Genomic DNA, 17,499 nt, shown 5'->3' with positions numbered 1-17,499 from the left:
CCGAGTCAGCGCGCCGCCCGCCAGGCCGATGGAGCGAAGCCGGGCTGAAAGCCGGGAGTCCGTGTGCCATGCTTCCACCGTTAGCGACCCACCTACGGACGGTCAAACGACGGCTTGCGATCGTCGCCGGCACCTTGGCGGCGACGTTCGTCTTGACGTTTACCTACTCGGCCGAAATCATCGCGTGGCTCAATCGACCGTTTCCCAACGCCCTGGTGTTCTATGGCCCGGCCGAAGCGCTGTTCGCCTCTGTCAAGGTCTCGTTCTTGGCGGGCTTTGTGTTGAGCCTGCCGGTGATCTTCTATCACGTTTGGAAATTCATCGAGCCGGCTTTGCTGCCGAAGGAGCAGCGCCTGGCGATTCCGCTGTTTCTTCTGGCCGGTTGCCTGTTCGGATTGGGGTTGGTCTTTTGCAACCTCGTGATTCTGCCCTTGGTCATCGAGTTTTTCGTCGGTTTCGGAATGGATCGGGCCATTACCCCGGAGCTGGCCGTCGGCACGTACATCGATTTCAACGTCAAGTTTCTACTGGTCTTCGGCTGCGCGTTCGAGCTGCCGCTCGTGCTGACGTTGCTGGCCCGCATCGGCGCGGTGTCGGCCCGCGCGCTGGCGTCCTATCGGAAGCACGCTGTGATGGTCGCGTTGATCTTGTCGGCTGTCGTTACGCCTGACGCGACTTTGTTTACCATGTTGTTGATGGCCGTGCCGCTCATGGTGCTGTACGAGGTCGGAATCATTGGTGCCAGGTTATTCGGCCGGACTTCGGCGGCCGGCGAAGATGCCGCTCCGGTGGAAGCCCCGGTGCCGATAGGCACGGCGGGACATCGGGTGCGATGATGAACAAGCTGTTATGCAACGGTGGGCGTGGTCGTGGGATCGGATCGATCGGATTGGGAATCGGTCTGTTGGCCGGAATCGCGTTCGGCGCGGCGCGGGTCGAGGCCGAGTCGACCATCGATTTCCTGAGTCCGCACCGAGCCCCAACGCCGCGGGTTTGGAAGACGAACCGGCCGACCGAACCTTCCGCGTCCGCGGTGAGCATTCAAGCGATGACCACGCTGGGCAAGAACACCGTGTTCGCCGGGTCGTTCGGCATGGGCATATTCCGCAGCGATGACCGCGGAGGGGTATGGACCCCCGTGAACGAAGGCTTGACCGATCCTTTTATTCTGTGCCTGGCGGCCGGTTCAGATGGCACGGTATACGCGGGGACGTTCCGCGGAGGCGTGTTTCGGACCCGCGACCGTGGCGAGAGCTGGCAACCGGTGAACGCGGGACTCAAGCGACTGGAGATCAAAACGCTGCTGATTACGCCCGGTGTCATCTATGCCGGAACGGGCGACGGCGTGTATCGGCTGAACGAGGCTGACGATCGCTGGACCGTGGTAACCACAGGGCTAGACGAAGTCCTGGTTCATGCGTTGGCCAAGGCGTCGGACGGCACCCTGTTCGCCGGGACTTCGGGAAAAGGCGTGTTGCGGTATAAAGAAAGTTCGCCGGGTTGGGTCCGCATGCGGCACGGGCTCAGGGACCATGAGGGGCTGGTGGAAAATTTCATCAGGGTGCTGGCCATTGACAAAGAGCAGGGCGTGTATGCCGGCACATTCGACGGCGGCGTCTTCAGGAGCAATGACGGTGGCCAGACATGGCGCCCGATCAGCCGTGCGTTGCCGAACGATTCGATCCGCGGCATTCTCGCCAACGAGCGGGGCCTGTTCGTCGCCACCGGCCGGGGGATCTACAAGACCGTCGATCAAGGACGGCAATGGACAGCGTTGAACAACGGTCTGACCAACATGTCGGTGCAGGTGCTGGTCGACTCCGGTGCCGGATCGCTGTATGCAGGAACGAGTTCCGGGGCCTTCCGCAGCGACGACGACGGGAAAACTTGGGTGCCGATCAGCGAAGGCTTGCAGGGAACCTTGCGCTCGCCGTTTGAGACGCCGTTCAAATAGAGGCCGCTCTGAAAAAACGGCGAAAAAACCGATAACGCCTCATTTCAGTCCCCCGCTCCGAGTCCACGGACCGCCATCTGTCCGCTGTCGGCTCTGCGTCGGAGCATTTGTGAGAAAGGATCATCTATGCACGAGATCAGTGACCGAACGCGCGCGACCATTACCGTGATGTCCAAGGGGCAGACGCTCGGCGAGATCGTTCTGCGCTTTTTCCCAGATGTGGCGCCCAATCATGTGAGCAATTTCGTCAAGCTGGCCAAACAGGGGTTTTACAACGGCACCACCTTCCACCGGGTGATCCCGGGCTTCATGATCCAGGGTGGCGATCCCAACAGCAAGAATCCTGACCGGTCGACCCACGGCATGGGCGGACCGGGGTACCGGATCAAAGCGGAATTCAACAGTCGGCCCCATAAACGGGGCACACTGTCGATGGCTAGGGCGAATGATCCGGACAGCGCCGGGTCGCAGTTCTTCATCTGCGTGGCGGACGCCAACTTTCTGGATTGGCAGTACACGGTGTTCGGCGAGGTCGTCAGCGGCATGGAAGTCGTCGATAAGGTCGTCAATATGAAACGCGACGGCCGCGATAACCCGCTCGATCGGGTGGAGATGACGGTTACGGTCAGCGAATGACGCGAGACGTGAGGTGTGAGATCGACTGGGGGATCTTTAGAACGGTCGCTCCGCGTTTCATGTTTCGCGTTTCACAAGGCGCGCTTCTGTGTGCGCTGCTCGCCGGATGCGCGATTCCTCAGGTTCCTTCCCGCACCGTGTACGAGGACCCGGCCAATTTTGTTCGGTTGGAGATCGATTCGACTGTTCTGCCCGAGTGGCCTCCCAGCGCCCACAGCCATCCCGCTTCGATCTCCATCGAGGACATAGCGCATATCCTAAGACAACTCAAGGTTCAGGAACACCGGATCGCCGTGCAGCGGATGATTCAAGGCGATGCGCCTCGCGTACCGGCGTTCAGCGAAGAGGAAATCGCGCTGTTAGCGCCCCGATTGTCGGAGGCGCTTGCGCAGGCCAAACCGAACGAGCGGGTCACTTTCTACTTAAGCTATCCTCAAACCTCTATTAAGCGGGTGATTACGACTGGCGGTCTGTACGTGCAGGGGACCGAATTGCATTTCATTTTGGGAAACTGGCGGATCGTCTACGGCATTCCGGCCTACGGCATGATTTACGACCGCCGTTATCCGATGAGCCCGACGGCGGCCAAGGGATTCGACCTGTTCTTCGAGCAGGAGGCGGCCGTCCTGCATCAGAAGAGCAGCATCTGGGATCGTCTGCTGGCAAATGAAAAAGACGAACTGGTCATCGATCTTTCGCGGGCCTTTCCGGGCGCCGCGGCTGGTGATCCGGTCGTTCGGCGATAAACGATGAATCGGCCGTTTTCGGCGCATGACGCGTTCTAGCCCCTGTCTGCGGCTCGATTCGCGATGTTCGACAGGAACGTGAAAAAAATGGGTGGTGGGGATCCGAGACCGCACTGTAGCGCACCAATGATCGGACTGCTACACTTGGTCTTTAAGCCGACGGTCAGCCGTATCCCGGCGACAAGTTTGAGGAACGAAAAGGTGATCGGCGCGGGGATCGAACCGGCGCGCACTCGGCCCGGCGAACCAGCCGGCGACGAAAGGAGTGGGGAATGGGCAAAGACAAACGGGTCGCAGGGGTAATCACCGTCTGGTTGTGCCTTGTTGTCGGCGCGGTTGGGGTGCGGGCGCAGGATACCCTGTGGGAGACTTACATCACCGCCGGAACCAAGGCCTACGGAGAAGGCCGATACGCCGAAGCCGAGAGGATGTTCGCGGAGGCGCTGAAGGTCGCCGAGCAATTCGGACCGCAAAATCCCCGCATCGCCACCACGCTGAACAATCTTGCCGAGACCTATCGTGTGCAAGGGAAATACGCCCAGGCGGAAACGCTGTACATGCGTTCTATGGGTATCCGGGAAAAAGTCGAAGGTTCGGAGTCGCTGGCGGTCGCGCAAAGTCTCAACAATCTGGCGCTGCTCTACGCGGTGCAAGGAAAGTACGCTGAAGCTGAACCGCTTTACGCCCGCGCGCTGGCCATCAGAGAAAAATTGCTCGGGTCCGAGGATCAGGATGTGGCGTTGGTCCTGAACAACCTGGCGCTGCTGTACAACAACCAGGGGAAGTATGATAAAGCCGAGCCGCTGTTTCGCCGTGCTCTGGCCATCAAGGAAAAAGGCTTGGGCTCGGAACACCCCAGCGTCGCCACCACGCTCAACAACTTGGCGTTGGTGTACAACAATCAAGGGAAATACAAGGAAGCCGAGCAACTCTATCTACGTTCTCTTGCCATCCGCGAGAAGGCACTGGGGCGGGAACACCCGGATGTCGCCCAAAGCCTCAACAACCTCGCGTCTCTGTACAGCAATCAGGGCAAGTTTAAGGAAGCCGAGCCGTTGTACAAGCGGGCGCTGGCGATCGTTGAGAAAGCATTCGGCGCGGAACATCCGGAGCTCGTCATGATTCTAAAGAACTACTCGATACTGCTGCAGAAAACCGATCGAAAAGCCGAAGCCATCAGCTTCGCGGCCCGCGCCGACAAGATCAAAAACCAGCATGAACGGGAGAACACCTTGCTCAAGCCGAGCGGAACGCCGTAGCTAAAAAACCGCCTCCCTCGTGAGCGGCGGGATTTCACACGCTCCCCGCCGCTAGCGCCGCCCCCTGTACACCCGGCCGGCGGCTTACGGGGCCATGCCGGGCGGAACGGACAACGTGTCCGGGATCGAGAGGGTACCTGCGGCGTACGCCAACGTCACTTCCGCAATCTTGTAGTCGTACTGTGCTTCGGCCAGTCTGGTCTGCGCTCCTGTCAATGCGACCTCGGATTGTGTCACTTCGACAATGCTTCCCAGCCCCAACTTGTACCGTTGACGCGCCAACTGCAACGCTTCCTGGGCGGTCTTGACCTGTTCTTCGGCCAACTTGATCTGTTGTGCGAAGGTTACAGTGTCCAGATAGGCGTTCGTCACCTGCTGGGTTAGCGCCTGTTCGATATTGGAAACCGTAGCTTCGGCCGCGATCTGCTGGGCGCTGGCCTCGCGGACCTGGTTTTCGATGAGAAAGCCTGTGAAGAGCGGAAAGGACAACACCGCGCTGGCCGCCCACCAGCCCCCGGTTCGTTCGGCACGGTCGGTATCGAACGTTTGGAAATCTCCCGCGCTTGCGACGGCATTGATGGTCGGCAGATACTGTTTTCGTGTGGCGCGAAGCTTGGCTTCGGCCGAGCGGGCCTGCTCCTGCGCACGCTTGAGTTCCGGGTGGGATAGGCTGCTCGCGATCAACGTGTCGAGCGGTTGTTGCTGGATCACTTCGATGGGGACGTCTTCCAGTACATAGTCATCCGGGCCGGCGATTCCCATGGCCCGGTTCAATTCGGCGAAGCTGGCCTTGAGGTTGTTCCTCGCGCGCACCAGGGCCGCTTCGGCGTTCGTCAACTCCACCTCCACAAGGTCGAGGTCGAGTTTGGATTTGAGCTGCTGGCGATACAGCGTCTCGACCTGGGAACGGATGACGCCGCGCTCGCGCACGGTATCCTCCGCAATCGCCACCAGCCGGCGTTGCTTCAGACTGTTCAGGTATGCCCGCTGGACGTTTACGATTACCAAGGCCCGTTGTGCATTGACATCCTGTTCGAACGCGCGCGCGGCGAGATCCGACGATTCGACGAGATCGCGGGTGAACCCAAAATCATAAAGCCGCTGGCTCGCGATAACTCCGCCGGTGTACTGGCTGAGATTCTGACGCACCATTGAGCCCGCCGGCGTCACAAACCGTGGGTTGATCCCGGCGACGCCGGACGCCGTCGCGAAATTGGCATAAATCTGCGGGTAGTACAGGGACCGCGTCTGTTCTGTCCGCGCCTCCGCCGCCTTGCGGTTCGCGTTGGCCGCTTGAAGCAGCGGGTGCTTCTCCAGCGCCAACTCGACCGCCTGCTTGAGACCCAAGAATTGCCCCTGGATCTGACCGCTCTTGTCGGTTCTGAGCCGATCCCGTTGCGCCTGGGCGGAAGCCGGGAAAGGTATCACCCAGACGGCGGCGGCGATGAAAAGCACGAGCGTGCACAACGGACGTCGAACCAGATATCGCATCGGCCTTCTCCTTTCCTCGCTTGCGTGGCGACTCGCCGTGACCGCATTCTTGACACGCCGAGAGAACCGTTCTGTCGCTTCTACCGCAAAACTCGTGCTGGATCGGTGGTTAGTATTTCTGGCTGGACGGTTTTCCGCTCGGCAGGTTGTACGGCGACGCCAGAACGGATTTCCCGTCGGTCAGTCCCGTTTTGCCGACGATGACGACTTCGTCGTCGTCTGTCAATCCCTCCACCACTTCCACCCAGACCCCGTCGTCGATATCGGTTTTGATCGGTGTCCGATAGGCCTTTCCCTGCCGGACGACGAAGACCGATTTCACCTTGTCGGTTCCGCCAGTCGCGATCGCGGAGGGCGGAATGACGAGCGCATTCGGATGTTCGCGTAAGAAAAATGTCGCGTTGACGAACATGCCTGGCTGAAGACGGCGGTCCTTGTTGGGCACGTCGATTTCGACCAGCAACGTGCGGGTTGCAGGGTCCAAGGCTTCGGTGGTGCGGGTGATGGCACCAATGATTTCTTGGGCCGCCAGTTCCCGGGCCGTCAGGACGACCTTAACGCCCGGCTTGGCCAGGAGGGCGGCTTCTTGCGGCACGCTGGCGTACACCCGGACGATATCCAGGTCCATGATGGTATAGAGCGGGACGGCTTGGGTCGCCGATCCGGTGGCGGCCTGGATCATGGCGCCCGGGTCGGCGAAACGAGCTGTAATGACGCCCGAGAACGGGGCGTACACCTTGGTGTAGTCGAGTAGGGTGCGGCGGCTGTCCATGAGATACTTGGCTGCTTCGGCCGCCGCCTCCGCCACGTCCACGTCCTGCTTGGCGATGACGTCCGGATTTTCTTTCCACACATTGGCAAGGCGCTGGTAGGTGACCTTCTTGATCTTGTAATCCGCTTGGGCTTGCCGGTATTGTTCTTCGACTTCGGGCGCGTCGATCACCGCCAACAGTTGGCCCTTCTTCACCTGGTCACCCTTATCGAACCCCATCCATTTCAAGTACCCCGGCACCTTGGCATACAGCGTTGCTTGGTACCAAGGCGAAACGTTGGCTGGAAGCGTCAGCGTTTGCGCGAGGTCCCGCCGTTGCGGTTTCAGCACCTGAACGGGAATCGCGGACCCTTCGGTGAGAACCGATTTGCCCGCCTCTCCGGTCAAGGCAGAGCCCGGGGAGTCCGGGGACGAAGCCGGCTGGGTCGCCGACGTGGCCGTGAAGGTGTGGTCCCTGGTCGAAACGACCACCCAGACGAGCAAGGCGATTACGCCGATACCCACCCAGAGGAGGAATTTGATGTTGAGTCGGGGTGGCATCATGTCCCGATGTCGGAACGACAAACTCTTTTTACGCGGAAGCGCCCGGCGATGCAACTTTCTTGTCCATCGAGCGCTTGCGGGCAATCGCGTGCAGCACGGGAATGAAAAGCAACGTCATGAATGTCGAGACAAGTAACCCGCCGATGACGGCCCGCGCCAGCGGCATATTGGCCTCGCTGCCTTCGCCAAGACCCAACGCCATCGGTGTGAGTCCGAGAATGGTCGCCAGCGAGGTCATCAAGATCGGGCGGATGCGCAGCCGACCCGCTTCCACGACGGCGTCTTCCAACGGCACCCCTTCGCGCAATCGATTGTTCGCGAAGTCAACGAGCAACACGCTGTTGGAGACCACGATCCCGATCATCATCAATGTGCCGATCAGGGATTCGAGATTAACCGAGGTTCCGGTCAGGAGCAGCATCCAAATCACGCCGATGAAGCCGAGCGGGACCGCGAACATAATGACGAACGGGTCCAAATAGGATCGAAACAAGCCGACCATGACGAGATAGATCAAGACCATCGCGAGCGGCAAAGTGCCGCTGAATCCCAGGAGGGCGTCCCGCATGCTGTCCGCTTCGCCTTTGATGGTCAACGCGACGTCCGGGGGCAGTTCCAGCCGCGCGAGCGCTCGCTCGACCGCCTGTGTCACCCGGCCGAGGTCATTGCCGGCCACGCCGACGAGTACGTCCATCGTGCGTTGCAAATTGTAGTGGTCCACGGTTTCGGGGCCTGTCCTCCGGTTGACCTGGACCAAATCGCGCAAGAGGACGGGGGGCGTTGGGGCGACGCCTGCTTGCGGCAGGGTGGGCCGTTGGGGGAATGGAGTCTGTTGCATGGCCAGCGAGGAGCCGCTCCCCGACGACGGCACGGCGCTCGCGGTCGCCGGCTGGTCGGGGCTGGTGCCGACGAGGGGGGTGTTGAGAAAGTCCTCGAAATGGATCAGGGTCTGCTCCGGATACTGGGCGACGACGAAGTACGCGTTGTTTGATTTGGGATCGATCCAGTAGCCGGGATTGAGCGTGAGATTGGAGCTGAGGCCGGTCACCAGGTCCATCACCACCTGCTGTTCGTTGAGCCCGAGATAGGCGGACTTGGCGCGGTTCACCTCCAGGTGCAACTCCGGATAGTTCATACCCTGCCGTACTTGCACGTCGACGGTGCCGGGCACCTGCGCCGCTATGTCGCGGATGCGGGCGGCGGCCTCGGCCACCTGGGTGAGCTGGGGCCCGCTGACCTTGATGTCGATAGGGGCTGACAGGCCGAAGTTGATCACGTCGCTGACGATGCCGCCGGTCTGAAAGGAGAACTTAAGGCCGGGAAATTGCCGGGCCAGCCGGGTGCGGAGGCGGCTGATGAGAGCGTCGGTGCGCACGGCATGCTCGTGAGTCAGGCTGACCAACAGAAAAGCCTGATGAGGGCCGTTGACCGGGGTGAAGAGGACCATCCAGCCGTGGGGCAGCCCGATGTTGGCGACGATCTGATCGAGGTCGGCGGCGGGGATTTCCTGGCGGAGGACATCTTCGATCTGGCCGATGAGGGCCTCGGTGGTTTCGACGCGGGTGCCTTCTGGGGCGGCGATGTGGAGGATGAACTGGCCGGCGTCCACCTTGGGGAAGAATTCCGTGGCAAGGCGGGGAGCCAACAACAGGGAGCTGACGAAGAGGGCGCTTACGCCAGTCACCACCACCGCCTTGTGCCGCAGACACCACCGCAATACCGCCACATAACGCTTGACGAACGGGTCGAACAGGTTCAGTCGGTGCCACCAGGCGGTCAACCTTCCGGCGTGACCGGCTCCCTGTTCTCCATGTCCGTGCTGTTCGTTCCGGAGTAACCATTCCATCGCCACCGGCGCGACGGTCAGCGCTACCACGAACGAAGCCATCATCGAGTAGGCGACGGCGAGGGCCAGCGGCACAAACAGAAATTTGATGACGCCAGTGAAAAACGCAATCGGCAAGAAGACCAGGAATACTGTCACGGTGATGATGAACATCGGCATGGCCACTTCCGTCACCGCGTCCTCCGCCGCCTGTCTCGACGACTTGCCCATCGCCATGTGGCGGTGGGTGTTCTCCACGACGACGATCGCGTCGTCGACCAGCCGGCCGACCGCCAGGGCCAACCCGCCCAGCGTCATGATGTTCACGGTATGGCCGGTAAAATACAGACCGATGAACGCGGCAGTCACCGAGAGCGGAATGGCGAGCGTGATAATGAGGGTCGAGCGCAGACTGCCGAGGAAGAGGAGGACCATGAGGCAGGCGAGCCCGCCGCCCAACAGCCCCTCGTGCTCCAGCGTCCGGATGGCCTGCCGGATGTAGAGGGATTGATCGAAGATCAGTTTGACCACCAGGTCCTTCGGCAGCCCCAAGAGCTTCGGCAACGTGGCCTTGATTCCGTCGATCACCTGGATCGTGTTCGCCCCCGCCTGCTTCATGATCGGCAGATATACCGCCCGCCGCCCGTTGATCCGCACCACGTTGCTTTGGATCATCGTAGAGTCGGCCGCCCGGCCTACGTCCTTGAGCAGGATCGGCACGCCGTTGACCACCTTGATCGGAATCTCGTTCATCTGCTCGACGAACTGGATCAGGCTGTTGGTGTAGACGTTGTAGTCGAACTCGCCGATCTTGACGCTGCCGGCGGGGAGCAGGAGGCTTTGGGCATTGACGGCATTGACGACATCGCGGGTGGACAGTCCCCGAGCCAGCATGCGTTCGCGGTCCAGGAACACGGTGATCTGTCGAACCGTGCCTCCGAAACTGGGGGCGACGAAGACTCCGGGAACGTTGGCCAGTTGCGGCCGCACGCCGTAGTAGGCCAAATCGCGGACTTCTTTTTCGCCCAGGGTTTCGCTGCTCACGGTGAGGGTGCCGATGGGGAGGCTGGCGGCGCCGAACTTGATGATGATCGGCGGGAAGACACCCTGCGGCAGATAGCGCAGGGCCGAATAGGTGAGGCTGGTGATTTCGGCCATGCCGGCGTTGACGTCGTAGGAGGGATGGAAATAGACCTTGATCAGGCTGACGCCGGGCAGGGAGCGGGACTCGATGTGCTCGACGTAGGAGGCTTGCAGATAGAGCTGCTCCAGACGCAGCGTGATGGCGCCCTCGATCTCGGAGGGCCCCATGCCTTTATAGAACGTGGCGACGGCCACCACGGGCAGGTTGATCTCGGGGAAAATGTCCACGACCATGTTCTGGTAGGACACCACGCCCAGGATCACGACGATCAGGCTGATCGCCACCACCGCATAAGGATTGTTCAACGAAGCGCGGATCATGATGGCTAGAGCGCCTCTTATCCGGCCACGAGTTCTTCATGCCGGAAATGGGAGAGGCAAAACACGTGGACCGTTCTTATCGCATCAGCACGGTGTCCGTCTCACTCCAGTAATAAAAAAGTGGTTGAACAAGGTGACCGAGGGGCGCCAAGAGTCTGGGTCCTGCACGATCGGCCGGTACTTGATCGCTAGCGAGGTGTCGCCCGGGCCTGTGTCGGTGTCCATCTTGCCGTTTTCTCGAGCCCAAAAGGATTGAATCGAGGTCGTTGCGCCGAACTGGAGGTGATCTGTGAGCCCGTACGCGAATCCGAGAGAAGGCTCTTGAACGTTGTACAGATGAAGCGGTCCGCTCTTCCGGTTTGAAAAGAAGCGAAAACGGTTGTCGAAGGAATGCTCCCCGAGCTGGGAAAAAATAAACGGACGCAGCAGAGACTGTCCCTTTGGCTGGATATCGACCGCCGTGTGCAAAATCGGGCTTTGCGAGAACGGATTCCAACTGTTCCGGTATTTCCGCATCTCTTCGTCGGACGGTATCCAGCTCCATGTGTGAGCAAGTCTGGCGCCGATGGCCTGCACCACCAGTGCCCACACGACAAGCGACACCGTCATCCGCACGGAAGTTCTCAGGTTTTCCTGTCGCCTGGCCTCTGTGACGCGTCCGTCTGAGCGCGATCCCGATATCGTCGGACGGGACGAGCGCTCCTGTGAATCTAGCACGCAAGACACGCTGGTCAGCATCGGGATTCGACCGGGTCGGGAATTCGATTCCAGTGGAGCCAGTGTCGACAGAGGTCGTGGGCGAGATCGGAGAGTTCTTCGAAGGTCCCGGGCTTCACAATGTAGGCCGACGCTCCCGCCTCGTAACAGGCGCGGATGTCACGCGGGTTCTCCGAGGTGGTCAGCATGACGACGGGGATAAGGGGCAGGCGTGCGTCGGCTCGAAGCCGGTATATCAATTCGATACCGGTCATGTCTCTGAGATGCAGGTCCAGAATGATCAATTGGGGGAGCGTGGGGTGCAGCGAACTGGCCTGGGCTTGTAGGACAGCCAGGGCGGATTCGGCGTCGTGCAGAGCCACGGTCGACTCGCCGAACCCTTGCCGCGCGATCGCTTCCTGCAAGAGCTCGCACTCGCCTCGGTTGTCCTCGACTAGCAGAATGCGCTTGCTGGCCGCCGCAGTCGTGCAGTGCATCATGCGCCTCCATACTGTGTGAAAGCGAGACTCGTAACTCAGCAAACAACATGCCGAATCGGGTTGGTGAGGAACACGCTAGAGTGTTGATGGGAACCCATTGAGCGATCGGGGGAAGAGTTCTTTGGACGGGGTATGGGGGTGGAGTGCCGAAGGAGTGGTCGCAAGGCTATGCCCTGGAAAAATTCCAGAGAAGACGGGAATTTCTCCAGGAACCGAAGCGTTACTCCATTATTACCCCGTACTTGCGCAGTCTTGTGAGGAGCGTCTTGTAATCGATGCCGAGTGTGCGGGCCGCCTGAGTTTTATTCCCACCGTGCTCTTTGAGGACGCGAAGGATATGTTCCCGTTCAGCTTCGTCCAAAGAACGCGGAGGCGGGGTGCGACAAGAGACCCGCTCATGTACGGCAGGCAACAGGGCTGCCAGTTCGTCTGGTTCGATGGTTGGTGCGGCGTCTGGCGGCGACAGAAGGATGAGACGCTCGACCACATTGCGGAGTTCCCTCACGTTGCCCGGCCACGGATAGGCGGCCAGGCGCTCGATCGACGGTTTGGACAAGGCGCGAGGCGGCGAGCCCGGCGATCGAAGCGTCTGCAGGAAGTGTTCGGCCAGGAGGGGAATATCTTCCGGCCGTTCTCGTAAGGGCGGTACACGGAGCGTCACAGTGTTGATTCGGTACAGCAGGTCGTCTCGAAACCGGCCAGCGAAAACGAGATCCTGAAGGTCGCGGTTGGTCGCACCGATGAACCGAACATCGGCCGTCAAGATTCTTGTCCCGCCGACTTGACGGTACTCTCCTCGATCCAGCACCCGCAGCACGCTCACCTGCATCGGCCCGCTCATCTCGCCGATCTCGTCCAGCAACAATGTGCCGCTCTCGGCTGCGGCGATCAGGCCGGATTTCTGGGCGACGGCGCCGGTGAACGCGCCTTTTTCGTATCCGAACAGCTCGCTTTCCAACAGGTCGCCCTTCACCGTCCCGCAATTGACGGCCAAAAACGGAGCGTCACGGCGTGGGCTGAGCGCGTGAATGGTTCGGGCAATCCATTCTTTGCCTGTGCCAGTTTCCCCCTGAATCAACACCGGCGCATTGGACGGCGCGATCTTCTGCACTAACTCCATCAGCCGTCGCCAGGCCGGGCTGACGCCGTGGACCATCCGATCGGCGCGACGGGCGGCCGACTCCAGACGAAACGCGAGATTTTCGCGCCGGAGCGCCCGCACAGTCTTCAGCTTCGCCAACGCCGCGGCAACCTGCGACCCGTCGAACGGCGTTTCCTTGACGAGGAAGTCCCAGGCCCCCGCTTTAATGGCCTCGACGGCGGCTCGAATTTCGCCATGTCCGGTCAGCACGATCACATCCACGTCCGGTTGATGTTCGCGCACCCATTCCAACACGGCGCGCCCGTCCATGCCGGGCATGCGGAGGTCGGTGATGACACAGTCGTACAACGAGGCCTGCAGAGCGTCCAGGCCGGCCTGACCTCGGTCGACGACGGTGACGGCGCACCCCTCCTGACGCAACGTCTCTTCCAGCGTCAGCCGGACGAATTCTTCATCATCGATGACGAGCACCTTCATGGCTCTTCCTTCATGGGAAACGCCAGATAGAACACGCTCCCCTTGCCGGGCGAGGATTCCGCCCACACCCGCCCTCCGTGTTTCTCCATGACCAGTTTCACGATTGCCAAGCCGACTCCCGTTCCTTCAAATTCCGACGGGGCGTGCAGGCGCTCGAACAAGCCGAAGATGCGTTCGGCCTCTTTCGGGTCGAACCCGATGCCGTTGTCCATGAACCAGAGCACGTAGTCCCGATCCGTCACCGTGCCGCCGATGCGGATCTCCGGCGATGCGACGCCGCGCGAGAACTTCAGCGCATTGTCCAAAAGGTTCACGACGGCCTGCCTGATCGCTGCCGGATCTCCCTGAATTGCGGCGGCCGGTAGATCGACGGTGACGGCCGGCGCCGGGAATGGCACGGATTGCAGGCGATCCGACACCACGGCGTGAACCAGCGCATGGAGATCGACGCGGACTCTGGGCATGGTTTGTTGTTCGAGCCGGGAATAGCGAAGCAGAGCGTCGATCAGCGCGGTCATCTGCAGCGCGGATGCGTGGATCTTCGCGGCATAGCCCAAGGCCGTCGGATCCACCGTCCCGCCGAACTTGCGTTCGAGCAGCGAGGAGAACCCTTCGATCTCGCGCAGCGGCGCCTTGAGGTCGTGCGCAACGGAGTACGTGAAGGCTTCCAATTCCTTGGTCTTGCGTTCCAGCGCGCGGGTGCGTTCCCGCAAGGCGGCCAGCATGGCGACGAGCGAGGCGGAGAGCATGCCGACTTCATCCTTGGAATGCCAGGGATCGAATGAAGCCGACAGGTCTTCACGAGCGACCCGATCCGCCGTCGTGGCAAGACGTTTGAGCGGCTGGGCGATGTGCTTGTTGAAGAGGACGTACGTCGCTGTAATGACCAAGGCCAGCAGTGCGACCAAGGCCAGAGCCACCGCGCGAGCCCGGCTGACCAGCAAATCCCCTTCGCGCTTCATCTCCACGTCGATGCGAACGTGTGCGTCCATGAGTTGATCGAGGCCGTTGGTAAGTTCCCCGATCAAGCGATCCGCCTCAGGCAAGGGCGAGGAGGAGGCCGGTCCGGCCGCGCGCGCCGCGGCCAGATAGATGTTCCAGTTCGCCGTCAGCGTCTGGACGGCCAAGTCGATCCGCCGTATGGCGGCGTCTTCCTGGTCGGCCAAAGCAGTTTGATGATGCTCGGTCAACATCCGATAGAGGATAGGATGGGTGCGAGCCGCATGCGTGGAGCGGTACAGGTCGAGCGCTTTCTTGATCGCGGCTGCACGCACGTTCAGCCGCTCCACAGCCTCTTCGAGACCGCGAGGAGGTTTCCGTTCCAGGAATAAATGGTAGGCCAGGTTCATCTCCGACGTTTCCCGCTGCATGGCTGCGGCGGTGATGATCGCCGGAACGGTGATCCGCTGATGCCGATCGACGTAGCTGTTGACGCGGACGAGATAGACCAGGATAGCGGCCAGGCTGAACGCCAGCACGACCAGCATGACGCTGAAAGAGAAGACGAGCTTCTGGCCGATCGTGAGATGGCGAAACCAACTCGTCAGCGCTCCGCGCATGGCCTAAACGTATCATAGCGGCGGAAGCGGTGCCAGCTATCGCATCATGACCTTGCCGGTCTTGCTCCAGTACCAGAAAACCGAAATGTTGGGATACACCGCATTGATGGCGTTTTGGCCGGCCACGGTAAACAGACAGCCGGCTGCGGCGACCCACTGCTCGCCCATCCGCCACTGTAAAGCCGGCTCCACCCCGATAATCGTGAACCCGTTGCGCTGGCCGCGGTTGATGACATGGCCGTCCGCCCGCCAGGTCAGCCCATGCAACGTGCTGACTTCGACGTTGTAGCCGAAGCCCCGCTTGTCGTCGAGGATGTGCTCGAAGATCAGCCGCGTGTTGATGACGTCCCCGGTATAGGTCGTCATGCCGGAATCGCTGCCGGGGGCAGAGTAGGTGTAAAACACGGCGGCATTCAATCGAAATGGTTGAATGTTCTTCCGCGCCATAATTCCTTGCGTGATCCCAAGTTCGCCGAACCGGGTGTTGGGGAGACGGCCCAGCGGTGAGAACCCGCCGGGGGGCCGCTCCGTGCCCGTAATCCAACGACTGGTTGGAAGGACAACTTGACTGAAGTGCGTGAACGACGGGCGCCATCCGTCAGGGTCTTGAATCATCGGACGGTATTTGACGATCACTGAGGTATCGCCCAGCCCGGTGTCGGTGGTCATCTGGCTGTTCTGTCTAGCCCAGAAAGAATTCATCGAGATGGCGGCACCCAGCTCGATATGGTTGGTGAGTCCGTAGGCGGCGTTGACGGATGGTGAGAGCGAATAGAGATGAACCGGGCCATGCTTGCTGTGAGAGGCGAAGCCGAGTTGGTTGCCGAAGCTGTTCTCGCCGATTTGGGAAAACAAAAACTCGCGGACCGACAACTGGCCCTTCGGCTGAATGTCGACGGCTTGAAGGAGGACGGGGCCGTGGGAAAACGGGTTCCAACTCTTACGGTATGTGGCAATTTCCTCGTCGGAAGGTGTCCATTCCAGAGCCTGAGTCAGTGAAGGAGCCAGGAAAAGGGCGACGAGGACGATGGCCTTTAGGTGTCCAATGTCGAAAAGAAATAAAGACATTGTTGTCATCCTTCCTTATTATCCGTAGTATTCGGATGGGTTTTGTAGAATTTAAATTAAAGTAACATTAGTTATTTTATCAACAATTAATTTCACATAAACCACGGCTTTCTACGCAGAGATTTTGCTCTCGAATCCGATATTCATTATAGTTGACAAAAATCAGCTATAGATGATATGAGGTCCTCTGCTATGAGTCAAAAAGGTCGGGCCGAGCCACCGGAAAATATCGACAATCGGTTGCGTGCTCTTCGAACCGCGAAGGGCTTGTCGCAGGCGGAGCTTGCCGACATGAGCGGGATTACCCGGCAGGCGGTCTGCGCGATCGAGGCGAATCAGTATTTGCCAACAACGGCTGTCGCGCTTCGCCTTGCCGGGGCGCTCGGCTGCCGCGTTGAAGACCTCTTCAGCCTCGTTGCGACCGGGGATCTGATCGAAGGTGATTTGATTGCCGGTACTCCGTTAAATGCGTCCACCCAGGGTCCAACCCGTGTGAAGGTGGCCCGTGTCGGGAGCCGGTTCGTCGTCCGTCCTGTCGCGGCGCTGGGCGAGATTTTGAACTTCACCGTGCCGGCGGATGGATTACTCATCGGCTCGGCGGGTAGTGGGCAACAAACGGCCAAGCGGGGCAATCTGGTCAAAGTACGGTTGCTCCGGGATCGTCGTGCGGTGGAGCAGGAAGTCGCTGTCGCCGGCTGCGACCCCGCCATTGTGCTGGCCGGTGAATACCTGCGGCGTCATCACCACGCGGCGACCGTCGTCGGCTGGACGATGGGCAGCGCGGCCGCGCTGGAAGCGCTCAAGCGGGGAGAAGTCCACATGGCCGGGCTTCACATCGTCGATGCGAAGTCGGGCGAATCGAATCTGCCGTATTTGCGGCGGCACCTCGAGGACGAAGATGTCATGGTGGTGACCTTCGCCATTTGGGAAGAAGGGTTGCTGGTGCGAAGCGGGAATCCAAAAGGCATCCGGGGTGTCGGCGACCTCGCGCGCCAGGATGTCACGTTGATGAATCGGGAAGAGGGGTCGGGAGCGCGGTTGTTGCTCGATCAGAAACTGGGGGCGACTGGAATTGATCCGGTGCTGGTGAACGGATATCGCCATGTGGCGTGGTCACATTTTGAAGTGGCGAGAGCCGTGGCCGAAGGGCGCGCGGATGTGGGCATCGGTATCCGTGCCGCGGCTCGCTATTACGGACTGGACTTTCTCCCGCTTCAAGAGGCGCGGTACGACTTGGTTGTGCCCAAGGCGGTTCTTGCTTCGCATCCAAGTCTCTCGGTCCTGTTGGATACGATCGTCAGCCGGCCGTTTCGCACCGAGATGGAGGCGTTGGGCGGGTACGATACGAGGGAGACGGGAACCGTCAGAAGCCTGCGCGGATCGCCTGTCGCAACGTGAAAGATGAAA

14 protein-coding genes are annotated in these 17,499 nt (G+C 60.5%); 6 read left to right on the top strand and 8 right to left on the bottom strand.

Annotation, left to right across the window (positions count from 1 at the left end; all coding sequences use genetic code 11):
* The first annotated feature begins 68 nt into the window (after nt 1-68).
* From tatC to ACWHTU_RS12935, 5 genes are all read left to right on the top strand, one after another.
* Nucleotides 69-836: a twin-arginine translocase subunit TatC gene (gene tatC, locus ACWHTU_RS12955; protein ID WP_447859787.1), complete on the top strand. Its 768-nt coding sequence runs from the start codon at nt 69-71 to the stop codon at nt 834-836.
* Nucleotides 833-1,954 (top strand): ligand-binding sensor domain-containing protein, encoded by a 1,122-nt coding sequence (locus tag ACWHTU_RS12950; protein WP_447859786.1) that lies wholly within the window; start codon nt 833-835, stop codon nt 1,952-1,954. Before tatC ends, ACWHTU_RS12950 begins: the two co-directional genes overlap by 4 nt.
* 168 nt (nt 1,955-2,122) lie before the next feature.
* Nucleotides 2,123-2,590, top strand: coding sequence for a peptidylprolyl isomerase (locus tag ACWHTU_RS12945; protein ID WP_447863360.1), 468 nt, complete (start codon nt 2,123-2,125; stop codon nt 2,588-2,590).
* Nucleotides 2,591-2,649: 59 nt separating this feature from the next.
* Nucleotides 2,650-3,336: a hypothetical protein gene (locus tag ACWHTU_RS12940; RefSeq protein ID WP_447859785.1), complete on the top strand. Its 687-nt coding sequence runs from the start codon at nt 2,650-2,652 to the stop codon at nt 3,334-3,336.
* Between the two features lie 272 nt (nt 3,337-3,608).
* Nucleotides 3,609-4,595: a tetratricopeptide repeat protein gene (locus tag ACWHTU_RS12935; protein ID WP_447859784.1), complete on the top strand. Its 987-nt coding sequence runs from the start codon at nt 3,609-3,611 to the stop codon at nt 4,593-4,595.
* Between the two features lie 84 nt (nt 4,596-4,679).
* Here the strand turns inward: ACWHTU_RS12935 and ACWHTU_RS12930 are convergent, their stop codons facing one another.
* From ACWHTU_RS12930 to ACWHTU_RS12895, 8 genes are all read right to left on the bottom strand, one after another.
* Nucleotides 4,680-6,086 carry a TolC family protein gene (locus tag ACWHTU_RS12930; RefSeq protein ID WP_447859783.1) on the bottom strand — a complete coding sequence of 469 codons (1,407 nt, stop codon included), beginning with the start codon at nt 6,084-6,086 and terminating at the stop codon, nt 4,680-4,682.
* A 109-nt stretch (nt 6,087-6,195) separates the two neighbouring features.
* Nucleotides 6,196-7,401, bottom strand: a complete 1,206-nt coding sequence (locus ACWHTU_RS12925) for an efflux RND transporter periplasmic adaptor subunit (RefSeq protein ID WP_447859782.1) — start codon at nt 7,399-7,401, stop codon at nt 6,196-6,198.
* Nucleotides 7,402-7,429: 28 nt separating this feature from the next.
* Complete coding sequence (locus ACWHTU_RS12920; protein ID WP_447859781.1) at nt 7,430-10,690, bottom strand: efflux RND transporter permease subunit; 3,261 nt, start codon at nt 10,688-10,690, stop codon at nt 7,430-7,432.
* Between the two features lie 84 nt (nt 10,691-10,774).
* Nucleotides 10,775-11,305, bottom strand: coding sequence for a hypothetical protein (locus ACWHTU_RS12915; protein ID WP_447859780.1), 531 nt, complete (start codon nt 11,303-11,305; stop codon nt 10,775-10,777).
* A 116-nt stretch (nt 11,306-11,421) separates the two neighbouring features.
* Complete coding sequence (locus ACWHTU_RS12910; RefSeq protein WP_447859779.1) at nt 11,422-11,886, bottom strand: response regulator; 465 nt, start codon at nt 11,884-11,886, stop codon at nt 11,422-11,424.
* A 220-nt stretch (nt 11,887-12,106) separates the two neighbouring features.
* On the bottom strand, nt 12,107-13,465 hold the full coding sequence (locus ACWHTU_RS12905) for a sigma-54-dependent transcriptional regulator (RefSeq protein ID WP_447859778.1): 1,359 nt from the start codon (nt 13,463-13,465) through the stop codon (nt 12,107-12,109).
* Complete coding sequence (locus ACWHTU_RS12900) at nt 13,462-15,024, bottom strand: sensor histidine kinase (RefSeq protein WP_447859777.1); 1,563 nt, start codon at nt 15,022-15,024, stop codon at nt 13,462-13,464. Before ACWHTU_RS12900 ends, ACWHTU_RS12905 begins: the two co-directional genes overlap by 4 nt.
* Nucleotides 15,025-15,060: 36 nt before the next feature.
* Entirely contained in the window at nt 15,061-16,092 is a 1,032-nt protein-coding gene (locus ACWHTU_RS12895) for a hypothetical protein (RefSeq protein WP_447859776.1), read from the bottom strand.
* A 177-nt stretch (nt 16,093-16,269) separates the two neighbouring features.
* Here ACWHTU_RS12895 and ACWHTU_RS12890 point away from each other — a divergent pair, with 177 nt between their 5' ends.
* Nucleotides 16,270-17,490 carry a substrate-binding domain-containing protein gene (locus ACWHTU_RS12890; RefSeq protein WP_447859775.1) on the top strand — a complete coding sequence of 407 codons (1,221 nt, stop codon included), beginning with the start codon at nt 16,270-16,272 and terminating at the stop codon, nt 17,488-17,490.
* Nucleotides 17,491-17,499 lie beyond the last annotated feature (9 nt).

It is taken from the genome of Nitrospira calida, from assembly GCF_976986435.1.
Note: the sequence above shows the minus strand (reverse complement) of the source record. Positions and strands in the feature narration are given on the sequence as shown.

What these genes read in the sequence shown, in the direction of transcription:
- tatC (WP_447859787.1), top strand. Translation starts at nt 69, where the DNA reads ATGCTTCCACCGTTAGCGACCCACCTACGGACGGTCAAACGACGGCTT.
- ACWHTU_RS12950 (WP_447859786.1), top strand. Translation starts at nt 833, where the DNA reads ATGATGAACAAGCTGTTATGCAACGGTGGGCGTGGTCGTGGGATCGGA.
- ACWHTU_RS12945 (WP_447863360.1), top strand. Translation starts at nt 2,123, where the DNA reads ATGTCCAAGGGGCAGACGCTCGGCGAGATCGTTCTGCGCTTTTTCCCA.
- ACWHTU_RS12940 (WP_447859785.1), top strand. Translation starts at nt 2,650, where the DNA reads ATGTTTCGCGTTTCACAAGGCGCGCTTCTGTGTGCGCTGCTCGCCGGA.
- ACWHTU_RS12935 (WP_447859784.1), top strand. Translation starts at nt 3,609, where the DNA reads ATGGGCAAAGACAAACGGGTCGCAGGGGTAATCACCGTCTGGTTGTGC.
- ACWHTU_RS12930 (WP_447859783.1), bottom strand. Translation starts at nt 6,086, where the DNA reads ATGCGATATCTGGTTCGACGTCCGTTGTGCACGCTCGTGCTTTTCATC.
- ACWHTU_RS12925 (WP_447859782.1), bottom strand. Translation starts at nt 7,401, where the DNA reads ATGATGCCACCCCGACTCAACATCAAATTCCTCCTCTGGGTGGGTATC.
- ACWHTU_RS12920 (WP_447859781.1), bottom strand. Translation starts at nt 10,690, where the DNA reads ATGATCCGCGCTTCGTTGAACAATCCTTATGCGGTGGTGGCGATCAGC.
- ACWHTU_RS12910 (WP_447859779.1), bottom strand. Translation starts at nt 11,886, where the DNA reads ATGATGCACTGCACGACTGCGGCGGCCAGCAAGCGCATTCTGCTAGTC.
- ACWHTU_RS12905 (WP_447859778.1), bottom strand. Translation starts at nt 13,465, where the DNA reads ATGAAGGTGCTCGTCATCGATGATGAAGAATTCGTCCGGCTGACGCTG.
- ACWHTU_RS12900 (WP_447859777.1), bottom strand. Translation starts at nt 15,024, where the DNA reads ATGCGCGGAGCGCTGACGAGTTGGTTTCGCCATCTCACGATCGGCCAG.
- ACWHTU_RS12895 (WP_447859776.1), bottom strand. Translation starts at nt 16,092, where the DNA reads ATGTCTTTATTTCTTTTCGACATTGGACACCTAAAGGCCATCGTCCTC.
- ACWHTU_RS12890 (WP_447859775.1), top strand. Translation starts at nt 16,270, where the DNA reads ATGAGGTCCTCTGCTATGAGTCAAAAAGGTCGGGCCGAGCCACCGGAA.